Genomic DNA, 12,257 nt, shown 5'->3' on the forward strand with positions numbered 1-12,257 from the left:
CTGGTGCGGATGGCCAGCACGCCCCGGACGGGCGCCGAGGCCCGGATCGACCCGGACGACCCCGTTCCGGGGGTGCGCCGGCTGGCCGCGAACCCGCTGCTGCGGCAGGCCGTCGAGGTCGCCAGCGGCAGCCTCGCGCTGAGCCTGCAACGCCTCGGCGAACCCGACGGCGCGGCGGCGCTGGGCCGCAAGCGGACCGTCAGCGCCGCGCGCACCCTGACCCGCTACGCCCGCCGCTCGGGCGGCCGGCCCACCCCGTTCGGGCTGTTCGCGGGCGTCGGCCGGGCCGGTTTCGGGGCCGCCGCGAAGTCCTCGCCCGCCGGGTCCGGCCAGGTCCGGGTGCGGCTGGACGGCGGCTGGCTGCACCGCCGGGTGCTGGACTGGCTGACCGTGCCGGAGGTCCGCCGCCGGGTCGAGGTGGTGCTGGACGACCTGTCCGTGCTGCGCGACGGCCGGCTGCTGCGGCACACCGGCGAGCGCGAGATCTCGGTGCGCGACAACGCGCTGGTCGCCCGGGTCCGCGAGCTGGCGGCCCGGCCGGTGGGCTACGCCGCGCTGCTGGCCGACCTGGCGGAGCGCTTCCCGCAGCTGCCCGCCGAGCGGATCGACGGGGTGCTGGCCGGGCTGGTCCAGCACGGTTTCCTGCTCACCTCACTCACCCCGCACCGGATCGACGACGCGCTGCTGACCCGGATCGAGTCCGCCGTGGACGGGGCGGTGCCCGGCGCCGCCGAGGGCCTGCGGGCCGTCCGCGCCGCCGCGGCCGTGCACGAACGCGACCGGCCCGGCGAGGGCCTGGAGTCGTGGCGGGCCCTGCTGCGCGAGGTCCGGGCGCTCGACCCGGCCGACCGGGCCGGTGACCGGCCGCCCGTCCAGGTCGATCTGCGGATGCCCGCCGACCTGGTGCTGCCGGAGGCGATCGGCGACGAGGTGCGCCGGTACGCGGCGGCGATCTGGGCGATCACGCCCGAGTGGACCTCGCTGGAGCACCTGCGGGACTACCGGGAGCGGTTCATCGAGCGCTACGGCACCGCGAGCGCCGTCCCGCTCGGCGAGCTGACCGACCCGCACCGCGGCCTCGGCCTGCCGCCCGAGTACGGCGGCGCGCTGCCGTCGCACGCGCGCACCGGGCCCGGCGACGACGCCGACCGGCCGCGCCGCAACGCCGTCGCCGAACTCGTCCAGCAGGCCGTGCTGTCCGGCCGGGACGTGGTGCTGGACGACGCCGACATCGCCCGGCTGGCCGACGCCGCCGGCCACGCCCCGGGCAGCACGCGTCCGCCGCGCACCCTGGAGCTCTGCTTCCAGCTGCTCGCCGACTCCACGGCCGCGCTCGACCGCGGCGAGTTCCTGCTGCTCGGCAGCCCGCACATCGGGTCCTGGACGGCCGGCGCCACCGCCGGACGGTTCGCCGACCTGACCGGCCTGACCGACGGCCTCGCCGCGCTCGCCGCCGGGCCCGCCGGGGACGGGGTGCTGCCCGTCCAGGTCGAACTGGCCCCGCGCGACCCGCGGTCGCTGAACATCGTCCAGGTCCCGCAGCTGCTGCCGCACCGCCTGCCGATCGGGGTGGCCGCCGACCGCGGCGACCCGCACTGCCTGGACTGGCGGACCCTGCTGGTCGCCGCCGGCGAGGACGGGCTGCGCCTGCTGCACCCGGAGACCGGCCGTCCGGTGGCGCCGGTCTTCCCGCACATGCTCGCGCTGGACGGGCAGGCCCCGCCGGTCGCCCGGCTCCTGTCCGACCTGGCCGCGGCCCGCCCCCGGGTGTGGTCCGGCTGGGACTGGGCGGGCCTGGACACCCTGCCGTACCTGCCCGCCGTCCGCTACGGCCGGGTCCTCACCACGCCGCGCCGCTGGCTGCCCGGCCGCCGCCTGCGCGACGCCGCCCGCACCGCCGGGCCCGCCGCCTGGGCCCAGGGCCTGCGCGAGTGGCGCGAGCGCTACCGGGTGCCCGACCGGCTGCAGATCGCCAGCAACGACCGGATGTTCCCGATCGACCTGCGGGAGAGCTGGGACGCCGAGCTGCTGCGCGCCGAACTCACCGCCCCCGAACCGCGGTTCCAGCTGTTCCAGGACCTCACCGCGGACGGCGCCGGGCTCGGCTGGAACCACGGGCACAGCACCGAGATCGTCGTCCCGCTGTTCCGTGCCCCCACGCCGGAGCCGGCCGCCGACACCCACCCGCCGCTCGCCCGGCCCACGCCGGAGCCGGCCGCCGACACCCGGCCGCCGCTCGCCCGGCCCGCGTCGCCGATCGCTCCGCGGATCGCCCCGACGAGCATGCATCTGCCCGGCGAGGACTGGCTGTTCGCCAAGCTGTACGCCGACCCGGCGGCCCACGAGACGCTGCTCGCCGAGCACCTGCCCCGGCTGCTCGTCGACCTCGACGGCGACATCGACCGCTGGTTCTTCCTGCGCTACCGCGACCCCGAACCGCACCTGCGGCTGCGTCTGCACGGCGACCCCGGCACGCTGGCCGGCCGCGTCCTGCCGACCCTCGGCCGGCACGTCCGGAGGCTGATCGACGCCGGCGCGCTGCGCACCATGGCGCTGGACGTGTACCGGCCGGAGACCGACCGGTACCTCGGGCCGGACGCCCTGCAGGCCGCCGAGGAACTGTTCCTGACGGACAGCCAGTCCGCGATCGTCCAGCTGCAGGCCCGGCGGGCGGGGGCGGCGGCCGTCCCGGACGAGGTGCTGGCCGCCGTCGGCCACGCCGTGCTGCTGGACTCGCTCGGCGACTGGGACTGGTGCGAGTGGGCCGACCGGATGTTCGACAAGACCGCCGACCACCGGACCTACCAGCGCCACCGCGCCCTGACCGACCGCCTGATCCGCCCCGGCGACGCCGCCCGGCACGCCGCCGAACTCCTCGGCGTCCCCGCCCTGGCCACCCTCTGGACGGACTCCCCCGCCCCGCACGCGTTCGGCCGCCTGCTGCGGGCCGCGTCGGAGGCCGACCGCGACGAGGCCGTGATGTCCCTGCTGCACATGCGCCACAACCGCCTCTTCGGCATCGACCGCGCCGCCGAGTCCCGCGGCTACGCCGTCCTGCGCGGTGCGGCCCGCACCCTGCTCGGCCGCCGCACCCACACCGCTTGATGCCTCGTCACCTACGTTCCGCTGCCCTCCCCTTCACCACCCGGAGCCCCCGATGACCGTCATCGAACCCACCGCCGCGACCTCGTCCGAGCTGCGCGAGGCCGCCGGAGCGATGTCCGACCGGATCCTCGACCGGCTCGCCGACCCGGCCGCGACCATGGCCGCCACCCGGATTCCGGCCGAGGCCGCCGAGGACGGGGTGGCGGAGGGGGTGTGGGTGGAACTGACGCTCGGCAGCGGCAGCCCGGGGCTGTCGCTGGCGTTCAGCGGCGGCGCCCGGCCGCGCGCCGACCGGGTGGAGCGGGCGCACGGCTGGCTCGCCGTCGGCACCCGGGCCGCCGCCGACGGCGACACCGCGCCCAGCGGGATCTTCAAGGGCCCGGGGGCGCTGGCGTTCGCCGTGCTGGTCGCCAACCGGGCCACCGGCGGCTACACCACCGCGCTGCACCGACTGGACGCCTACCAGCGGCAGTTGGTGCAGACCGCGCTGCCCGCCGTGCCGGACGGCCCGCTGCCCACCATCGGGCACTACGAGCTGGTGCGCGGGATGACCGGCGTCGGCCGGTACCTGCTGGCCCGGGCCGACACCTGCGGCGAGGAGCTGGAGCGCGTCCTCGGCTACCTGATCGAACTGGCCCGCGGCGAGACCGAGCACCGCGGGGTGCGCATCCCCCGCTGGTGGGCCCTGGACGCGCCGCGGATCGGCTCCGAGCACCTGCTGCCCGACGGCCACCTCAACCTGGGCCTGTCGCACGGCGTCGCCGGCCCGCTGATGCTGCTCTCACTGGCCTGGCGGGACGGCATCCGGCTGCCCGGCCACCAGGAGGCGGTGGAGAGCGCCGCCGCACTGCTGACCCACTGGGCGGTGCGCGACGAGCACGGCGCGTACTGGCCGAACCACCTGGACCTCACCGAGTACCTGGCCGGGCCGGACACCTGGCGGAAGCCCGCCGGCTGGCCGTCCTGGTGCTACGGCGCGCCCGGCGTCTCGCGCGCCCTGCAGATGGCCGGCGCGGCACTGGACCGGCCGGACTGGACGGCGGTCGCCCGCGACTCGGTCGAGCGGCTGCTCGCCGTCCCGGCCGACGACTGGGGCGTCATCGACCACGCGCTGTGCCACGGCTGGGCCGGCGCCCTGCACCAACTGGGCCGCCTGAACGAGCACTTCACGGATCCGCGGATCGACCGGCGGCGCGACGAGATCGCCGCCCGCCTGCTCGACGCCTTCGACCCGGAGGCCCCGTTCGGCCTGCGCTTCTCGATGACCCCCAAGCCGTTCGCCTCGGACGTCTCCGGCTACCTGGACGGCGCCGCGGGCGTCGCGCTCGCCCTCGACTCGTACGCGACGGGCGGCACCCCGCACGACTGGGACATGCCGCTGCTGCTGTCCTGACCACCCGTCACACCGCCTGCCGGGCCGCCGAGTCGCCTGCCTGGCCGCCCGGCGGACCTCTCCGGTCGCACCGGAGCGGCGCCTGTCCCCCCGACGGGCGCCGCTCCGGGGCCGTCCAGCACAGCGATCCCCTCCGTCGCCGTCCTGACGGTCCGCCGTCCCCCCGTGCCGTACGCGGAGCGGCGCGGGCACGGCCGGGGGTCGGCAGCACGCGGGGCCGGTCGCCGGCGGGTGGCCGGACCCACGAATCGGCCGTCGCCCCCGGGTCCCCCCGGCCCGGTCGCCGTCCGATGGCCACAGTCTGGAGTGGACCGATAACCGGTGGATAACATCAGCCACACGTGCACCGACGGGAGTCGGGAGGGCCTGCACGCGGCGCGGGAGCACAGGGGTGCGATTCGGCTTGCTCGGCAGTCTGCTGGCACACGACGGCGAGAACGACCTCCCGATCCGCGGACCCAAGGCCCGCGCCCTGCTCACCGTCCTGCTCCTGAACGCCAACCGACCGGTCACGCTCGACCGCCTGACCGACACCCTCTGGGCCGCCGACGCCCCCGCCACCGCCGAAGCCTCACTGCGCAACCTGGTCGCCCGGCTGCGCCGCGCCCTCGGCGACGACCCCGGACAGCGCCTGCGATCCGTCCCCGGCGGCTACCGGCTGGACGTAGCCGACCACGAACTGGACACCCTCCGCTTCGACCGGGCGGTCCGACTCGCCCGCGCCGCCCACCGGTCCGGAGACCTCCCGGGAGTCCTGGCCGAGACCGCCGCCGCCCTGGAACTGTGGCGCGGCGAACCGCTCGCCGACGTCCCCGAGCCGGCCGCCGACCACGCCGCCCAGCTCGAACAGTGGCGGGAGCACCGACTTCAGGCCCTGGAATGGCGGTTCGACGCCGAACTGCGCCGGGGCAACCCGCACGGGCTGATCGCCGAACTGACCGGCCTGGTCGGCGAACTGCCGCTCCGTGAGGCCTTCCACGGCCAGCTCATGCAGGCCCTCGACCTGACCGGGCGGCGCGCCCAGGCCCTCGCGGTGTACCAGCGACTGCGCCGCACCCTGGTCGACGAACTGGGCATCGAACCCGGCCCGGCCGTCCAGGAGGTGCACCGGCGCATCCTCGCCGACCCGCAGACGCCGACCGCCGAACCCTCGACCATCCGCCCGAAACCGGCCCAACTCCCGTCCCCACCCGCGCACTTCCTCGGCCGTGAGGACCAGCTCGCCGCCCTGCGCACCGCCCTGCTGGCCCGCACCGACCGGCCCGCCACGGCCGTGCTGAGCGGCATGGCCGGCGTCGGCAAGTCCGCCCTCGCGCTGGCCTGCGCCCACGCGCTGCGCGCGCAATTCCCGGACGGGCAACTGTTCCTGAACCTGCGCGGCGCCACCCCCGGCCTGACCCCACTGGCCGCCCTGCCCGCACTCACCGCCCTGCTGCGCGGCCTCGGCATCGAGTCGTCCGCGCTGCCCGACGACCCGGACACCGCCGCCGCCCTGCTGCGCACCACCCTCGCCGGCACCCGCACCCTGCTGCTGCTCGACGACGCCGCCGACCTCGCCCAGGTCCGCCCCCTGCTGCCCGCCGGACCGGGCTGCGCCGTCCTGATCACCGGCCGCACCCCGATGCTCGCCCTGGACGGCGCACTCCACCTGCGCCTGGACACCCTCTCCGAACGCGAGAGCGTCGCCCTGGTCGAACGCCTCGCGGGCCGCGCCACCGCCGACCGCACCGTGGTCGCCATCGAACAGACCGACCTGACCCGGCTCGTCCAACTGTGCGGCCGCCTCCCGCTCGCCCTGCGCATCGTCGGCGCCCGCCTGGCCGCCCGCCGCACCCTGCCGGTCCGCGGTCTGGTCGGCCGCCTGGAGGAGGGCGAGGACCGCCTCGACGAACTCGAACTCGACGACCTGAGCATCCGTCAGTCGCTCGCCCTGACGTACGACTCGCTGCGCGCCTCCACCCGCCGACCCGACCGGCGCGCCGCCGACGCCCTGCTCGCCGTCGGCGCCCTCGACCTGCCCGAGTACAGCGCCCCGCTGCTGGCCGGCGTCCTCGGCCTCACGCCCGCCCAGGCCGCCGCCGCCCTCGACCGCCTCGCCGAGGTCGCCCTGCTCGACGAACCGCGAGTCGACCGCTACGTGCCGCACGACCTGGTCCGCGACTACGCCCGCGAACTCACCGCCGACCCGGAACAGCGCGTCCGCCTCACCCGCGCCGCGCTCGACTGGTACCTGGCCACCGCGTCCGCCGCGACGCTCGCCCTGGACGCGGCCAAGCACTCGGTCCGGCACCTGCCCGCCGTCGCCCCCGGCGCGGAACTCGACCGGGACGCCGCGCTGGCCTTCGGCGACGCCGAGTACGGCAACCTGCTGGTCCTGGTGGACCGGCTCGCCGACCGGCCGTGGGCCGCCGCACACCTGCTCCCGACGGTGCGGGGGCTCTTCCCCTACCTCCGTGCCCGCGGCCGCCACCCGGAGCTCGCCCAGCTCAACCACACCGCCCTGGAGGTGGCCCGGCGGACGGGCGACGGCCTCGCCGAGGCGCACTCACTCGGCGACCTGGCCTGCGCCCACTACGACATGGGCCGCTACTCGCCCGCGCTCGACCTGATCGAGCAGAGCGAGACCCTGTGGCGACAGCTCGGCGACCGGTACCGCGAACGCAACGCCACCTCCAACCGCGGCGTGCTGCTGTCCGCCCTGGGCCGCACCGAGGAGGCCCGGGCCGTGCTGGAACGCGCCGTCGCACTCGCCGAGGAGTACGGAGACGCCCACGGCGTGGCCATGACCTACTGCAGCCTCGGCACCGTGGTCGAAGCCACCGACCCGCACCTGGCCATCTCCTACCACCGCCGCAGCATCGAGATCGGCCGCAGCCTCGGCATCACCGCGACCGAGGTCGCCGGCCTGAACAACATCGGCGTCGTCAACCTCTATCTCGGCGACCTCGACGAGGCCCTCCGTCACTTCGACGCCGCCCTCGCCTTCCCTGCCGGCTCCGCCCCCTGGGGCATCCGCGTCGAATGCGCGAAGGGCCGGATCGAGGCCCTCCGCCAACAGGGCCGCCTCACCGAAGCCCTGACGGCCTGCCACGACCTCCTCAGCTGGACCACCGCCATCTCCGAGGGCTACGGCACCGGCCTCACCGAACACATCCACGGCCTCGTCCTGCGCGACCTCGGCCGCCCCGCCGAAGCCGTCGCCGCCTGGCACAACGCCCTGGCCAGCCTCGCCAACGCCGACGTCAAACAGATCGCCGAAATCCACGCCCTGATCGCCACCACCGAAACCGCCTGACCCCACCAACCCCGAAGGGCCGGCCCCGGGATCCCTCCCGCCGACCGGCCCTCCGTCAACCTCCACACCCGGAGCCCCCTGTCGGGTTCGAACCGACGACCCCCGCTTTACAAGCTCAATCAACGGTTCGATCAACGTGTCCCGGCGTCAGCGGGCAGAAGGCAATCGATCCACCTGTGGCATCCACCGCCCGTAGGTGTTCAAGCACGTTGATGTCAGCCGGTGATGTCACAACGCCAGTGATTGCCGCTGGTGAAACCCTTCACGGTGGCGTCCTCAAAACCGTGCTCTGCGGGCACGGCAGGTCGCTGTGCGACCCACCCGGAGACGCGCGGTCCGCCGTTCACCGCCCCACCCTCACGAACGGTGCGGACGTGCGTGAACCCGTGATCGACGTAGTACTGCTGCAGGCGCTCGTTCGCTGTCCAGGCGTCCAGCCGTAGCCACTTTGCACCCTCGCTGGCCGCACGGGCACCTGCCCAGTTCAACAGGCGTCCCCCGATGTCCCGGCCGGCGTACGCGCGCGAAACGGTCAGCTTGTTGACGTAGCGGGCGGGTTCGCTCAGCTCGGCCTCAGTCCAGAGCCCGTCTTCAGCGTCGGGCGTGAGCGTGATGGTGCCTACGATCTCCGATGCGTCCCGAAGCATGAAGACTGTGTCGGCCTCAATCGTGTCCAGGAGCTTGTCTGCCGGGTACGGGCGGCTCCACTGGTCGCTGCCAAGCGCACTCAGCCACGCAGCAGCCTCCTGCCGGAAGGCGAGAAGGTGCTCCAGATCCGCCGCTGTTGCTGGTTCGATGATCACTCTCCCGCCTCCCGCGCCGCGATGTTTCCGATCTCGTAGTTCATGTGGTTGAGGTCGCCGCGGAACGTGGTGATGGTGCATCGGATGGGCTTGTCCTCCGAATAGCCGGTCCGCACCCACACCAGCACCGGCACACCCGCTCCAGCCTGGAGAAGCCGCGCTTCGTCCGGCGTAGGCATGCGGGTGGAGATGTCATCGAAGTAGCCGACCTGCTCGACCCCCAGCCCAGCCAAATACCGGGTGGTCCCTTCCTCGATGTCGCCCGGATCCGCCAGCCTCGGAGCCTTCTCGACCAACCACATGGGGTAGCTGGTGGCCTGCGTGGACCACGGCACGCCATCGACGTAACGGTGGCAGAACCGCAGCACGGTGGTCGCCCCCTCAGACACTCGCAGTTGCTCCGCCACGATCGCCGGAGCAGGTTGCATCTCAACTCGGAACTCCTGGTGAGGCCTCCGGCCGGCGTGAGTCACATCGGTGTTGTAGGCGTCCCCGTTCTGAGGGAACGTGAGGTTCTCGAAGCGAGAGGCATTCAGGTTGAACACCTCGTGGGAGCGGACTTCATAGCCCAGCCCTTGGCTGGCCGAGATCAGTCCCTCGGCCACGAGGACGTTCAGGCCGGCGCGCACCGTGTTCCGTGAGGCGTCGAACCGGTCACACAGATCGCGTTCAGAGGGCAGTCGGGCCCCGGGCGGGAACGCCTTGGCGTTGATCTCGTTCCGGAGCACGTCTGCGACTCGGCGGTACAGCGGCTGGCTACTCATACCTCCCATAATGCCCCACTGGGTCAACTGGTTCCTACATGTTGGACCAATGGGCTTGACGATCGCTCTGCGTGAGTGCAGCATCATGTTCAGCAGCTTGTACCTACCAGTTGAGCCAGTGGCTTCAGGGGGACAAGATGCCCGTTGATGGCTCATGCCTGATACGTGCTTGACCTGCTTAAACGTGCCTGGAGGGGTGGGGTGACAGCCCCCTGAAGGAAGCGCTGGCTCTTTGACAACTTCATTGGTCCCGCCGAGAACCCCGCGTTAGGAGGTGATTGGGGTGAGGCGGAGGCAGACCGAACGAGCGGCCCGTAGAGGGCCCCTGCGGGGGCGAGGGTGCAACTCCCTCCCCGTTCGCCGACAGCCCGAGCGCCGGACGCGCCGGAGCTGTCTTTCATCGGGCCCGTGGGTGGGCTGGCGCGCATTCCTTGGCCGGTCGCGCGCCAGCCCCTTACGGGCCTGTTCACCTGACTGAGAGGTAGAGACCCGTGAGGTCGATTGTCGCAGGCCAGCACGCCGTGGACTCGGAGGAGTTCGCGGAGTTGGCGTTGGGCGTGGACGAGGAGCTGTTCGCCGGTGTGCCCGGCGAGTCGGTGCTGGAGTACGGGGCCCGGTTGGACGTGGCACTGGCGGTGCTGGCGGACCTGCGCCGGGAGGACCCGGCGCTGGCCGCCTACGCCGAGCGGCTGCTGAGCATCGCGCCGGTGCCGCTGCGACGCCCGGCGGTGGTCCGGCGCGCGGCCGGCGTCGAGCGGGTGGCGGCGTGAACGCGAAGGCGAAGTTCTGGATGGTCGCCGCGCTGCTGGCGGTCGTCGGGATGGCGTTCCGGGTGTCGTGGAACGCGTTGAAGGACGTGGCCACCTCGGTCGGCGCGGACGAGGTCGCCGCCGGCCTGTACCCGTTGGTGGTGGACGGGTTGATGGCGCTGGCGCTGGTCGCCGCGCTGATCCTGACCGGATCGGATCGCCGGTTCGCGCTGCGGGTGCTGGGCGGTTACACGGTCGCGTCGCTGGTCCTCAACTACGTGCACGGTCTGGTGCCCGCACTTCATGGCGGCGGTCGGGTCCGGTTGGCCGACTGGCCGCCCGCGCACTACGCGCTGGTGCTGCTCGCCTCGTGCCTGCCGGTCGGCTCGATCTTCTTCGGATCGGATCTGGTGGCCAAGGTGCTCCACCAGAAGCCCAAAACAGCGGAAAACACCAGCACTGTGACAAACCGGTCGGGGTCTGACCTGCCGGGATCGGCCGATCCCGTCGCCGTGGAGTCGGTGGAGGAGTCGGCCGATCCCGTGCCGCCTGTCGACCCGATCCCGGCCCCGGAGCCGGTGCGGGAGCAGGCGGCGGCGATCGTGCCGTCACGCTCGCGCCGATCGGCCGGACCGGTGCCGCGATCGGCTCGCGGTCGGGTGCCGATCCGTACCGAGGAGGAACTGCTCACCGAAGCCCGATCGGCCACCGCCGACTGGCCTGAGAGCGAGTTGACGGCCGATCGGATCCGCACCGCACTGCGCACCTCTCCGGCCCGCGCCCGCGTGCTGCGCGAGTCGCTGAAGGCCGAACGCGCCGGGGTGGAGGGTGGTGTTCGCCTGGCCGAGGGACTTCACCTTCTTCCCGCACCGACGGACGACGACACGGACACGGGCGAGGGTGAAGAGCGCGTGGGGCTGGCGTCGTGAGCCGTCCCCGGTTCTGGGACCCGGACGGGGAGCGGTTCGGGATTCCGACCTATCCGTGGCGGATGGCCCCGGACGGGCTGTTGACCCGCCGCCAGCTCCGCGTACGCGGCCTCCGTCCGGGCGGCCAGCCGGTGGCCGCGCAGATCCTGTGGCGCTCGCGCCGCTCCAAGGCTCCGCGCGCCGCCTACCTCTATCGCGTCCAACTCGCCAAGCCCGTGCGGCCGTTCACGCTGGCGAAGCGCCGGGCGCTGGACGCCGCGAACGCCGCCCGCCGCACCTGCCCCGCCTGCCGGCGCGACGCCGGATACGTCCTGCCCGCGCACCTCGGCACCTGCCTGCCCTGCGCCGATGCCACCCCTCTCGCCGCCTGACCTCTCGAAGGAGAAACGACCATGAAGTGCATCCGCTGCAACACCGTTCGCCCGGACGTCGAGATCGTCGTCGACCCGTACGTCAGGGAGATGACCGGCGAGTCGAAGCTGGTCACGCTCTGCGGGGACTGCTACGGCGACCTGTGCGACGAGATCTAGCCGTGACCGACCGGCTGTTCATCGCCTACATGGCCGCCTTCGAGGCGGCCACCCGGCACGTCGGCAACTGCCCGGCGTGCCGGGACAACCTGCCGTGCAAGGCCGGTGACCCCCTCCACGCCCGGTTCCTCCGGCTCCAGCAGGTGTGGACCGCCCGGAGCAACGTCTCCGGCAAGCATCGCCGAGATTCAACTCCCTGACACCACACCCTGATTGGAGCCCGCAATGGCCTTCTCCCGTGCCGCGCGGTTCGCCGCCGCGTACGCCCTGCTCCGCTCCGCCGCCGACGTCGCCGACCACTGGGTGCAGACCCACAACCAGGCCCTGACGAAGGGGCAGCACGACCACCGTGAGGGCGAGTCCAGCGCCGCCGGCCGCGCCGCGTGCGCCGCCCACGTCGCCACCTACGTCGGCACCCAGGGCCTTGCGCTGCTGATCGGTTCCCGGGTGCTCGGCATGCGCCTGCGGCCGGTCCCGGTCGTCGCCGCGCTGGCCGTCTCCGCCGCGACGCACTACGTCGCCGACCGGCGCGACCCCCTGCGCCACATCGCCGAGTCCATCGGCAAGGCCGAGTACTACGCCCTCGCCGACCACGGCATGAACGGCGCGTACGCCCTCGACCAGGCCTTCCACCACGCCTTCGAGACCGCCGCCGCCATCATCGCCTCCGCCTGACCCGACCCAAGGAG

Annotated in this window: 11 protein-coding genes; 9 read left to right on the forward strand and 2 right to left on the reverse strand. The window is 73.6% G+C overall.

All coding sequences use genetic code 11. The annotated features are described in order from the left end of the window. The first annotated feature begins 9 nt into the window (after positions 1 to 9). The 3 genes from ACIQF6_RS06685 to ACIQF6_RS06695 all read left to right on the forward strand — a co-directional run bounded on the left by ACIQF6_RS06685 (position 10) and on the right by ACIQF6_RS06695 (position 7,793). Complete coding sequence (locus ACIQF6_RS06685; RefSeq protein WP_400892156.1) at positions 10 to 3,105, forward strand: lantibiotic dehydratase; 3,096 nt, start codon at positions 10 to 12, stop codon at positions 3,103 to 3,105. Between the two features lie 52 nt (positions 3,106 to 3,157). Beyond that, positions 3,158 to 4,498 (forward strand): lanthionine synthetase C family protein, encoded by a 1,341-nt coding sequence (locus ACIQF6_RS06690; RefSeq protein ID WP_400890926.1) that lies wholly within the window; start codon positions 3,158 to 3,160, stop codon positions 4,496 to 4,498. A gap of 391 nt (positions 4,499 to 4,889) precedes the next feature. Beyond that, positions 4,890 to 7,793, forward strand: coding sequence for a BTAD domain-containing putative transcriptional regulator (locus ACIQF6_RS06695; RefSeq protein WP_400890928.1), 2,904 nt, complete (start codon positions 4,890 to 4,892; stop codon positions 7,791 to 7,793). A 215-nt stretch (positions 7,794 to 8,008) separates the two neighbouring features. Here the strand turns inward: ACIQF6_RS06695 and ACIQF6_RS06700 are convergent, their stop codons facing one another. After that, positions 8,009 to 8,596 (reverse strand): GNAT family N-acetyltransferase, encoded by a 588-nt coding sequence (locus ACIQF6_RS06700; RefSeq protein ID WP_400890931.1) that lies wholly within the window; start codon positions 8,594 to 8,596, stop codon positions 8,009 to 8,011. Continuing rightward, entirely contained in the window at positions 8,593 to 9,360 is a 768-nt protein-coding gene (locus ACIQF6_RS06705; protein WP_400890934.1) for a GntR family transcriptional regulator, read from the reverse strand. The genes ACIQF6_RS06700 and ACIQF6_RS06705 overlap by 4 nt, the downstream gene beginning before the upstream one ends. 491 nt (positions 9,361 to 9,851) lie before the next feature. On the opposite strand from ACIQF6_RS06705, the gene ACIQF6_RS06710 reads away from it, so the two are divergent. From ACIQF6_RS06710 to ACIQF6_RS06735, 6 genes are read left to right on the forward strand one after another with little or no spacing between them, the layout of a single operon-like run. Continuing rightward, positions 9,852 to 10,130 (forward strand): hypothetical protein, encoded by a 279-nt coding sequence (locus ACIQF6_RS06710; protein WP_400890937.1) that lies wholly within the window; start codon positions 9,852 to 9,854, stop codon positions 10,128 to 10,130. Next, the gene (locus ACIQF6_RS06715) at positions 10,127 to 11,038 is read left to right on the forward strand and encodes a DUF2637 domain-containing protein (RefSeq protein WP_400890939.1); all 912 of its coding nucleotides are present in this window, start codon (positions 10,127 to 10,129) and stop codon (positions 11,036 to 11,038) included. Before ACIQF6_RS06710 ends, ACIQF6_RS06715 begins: the two co-directional genes overlap by 4 nt. Next, a complete protein-coding gene (locus ACIQF6_RS06720) occupies positions 11,035 to 11,409 on the forward strand; it encodes an RRQRL motif-containing zinc-binding protein (RefSeq protein ID WP_400890941.1) in 375 nt (124 codons plus the stop codon). Before ACIQF6_RS06715 ends, ACIQF6_RS06720 begins: the two co-directional genes overlap by 4 nt. Positions 11,410 to 11,430: 21 nt before the next feature. Continuing rightward, positions 11,431 to 11,568, forward strand: coding sequence for a hypothetical protein (locus tag ACIQF6_RS06725; RefSeq protein ID WP_400890944.1), 138 nt, complete (start codon positions 11,431 to 11,433; stop codon positions 11,566 to 11,568). A 2-nt stretch (positions 11,569 to 11,570) separates the two neighbouring features. Beyond that, positions 11,571 to 11,768 (forward strand): hypothetical protein, encoded by a 198-nt coding sequence (locus ACIQF6_RS06730; RefSeq protein WP_400890946.1) that lies wholly within the window; start codon positions 11,571 to 11,573, stop codon positions 11,766 to 11,768. Positions 11,769 to 11,793: 25 nt separating this feature from the next. Next, positions 11,794 to 12,243, forward strand: a complete 450-nt coding sequence (locus ACIQF6_RS06735; RefSeq protein WP_400890948.1) for a hypothetical protein — start codon at positions 11,794 to 11,796, stop codon at positions 12,241 to 12,243. The last annotated feature ends 14 nt before the right edge of the window (positions 12,244 to 12,257 follow it).

It is taken from the genome of Kitasatospora sp. NPDC092948, assembly GCF_044754805.1.
In the GTDB taxonomy this organism is placed as follows: domain Bacteria; phylum Actinomycetota; class Actinomycetes; order Streptomycetales; family Streptomycetaceae; genus Kitasatospora.

Excerpts from the sequence above, each read along its gene's own strand:
- ACIQF6_RS06685 (WP_400892156.1), top strand. The coding sequence starts at position 10 with ATGGCCAGCACGCCCCGGACGGGCGCCGAGGCCCGGATCGACCCGGAC.
- ACIQF6_RS06690 (WP_400890926.1), top strand. The coding sequence starts at position 3,158 with ATGACCGTCATCGAACCCACCGCCGCGACCTCGTCCGAGCTGCGCGAG.
- ACIQF6_RS06705 (WP_400890934.1), bottom strand. The coding sequence starts at position 9,360 with ATGAGTAGCCAGCCGCTGTACCGCCGAGTCGCAGACGTGCTCCGGAAC.
- ACIQF6_RS06725 (WP_400890944.1), top strand. The coding sequence starts at position 11,431 with ATGAAGTGCATCCGCTGCAACACCGTTCGCCCGGACGTCGAGATCGTC.
- ACIQF6_RS06735 (WP_400890948.1), top strand. The coding sequence starts at position 11,794 with ATGGCCTTCTCCCGTGCCGCGCGGTTCGCCGCCGCGTACGCCCTGCTC.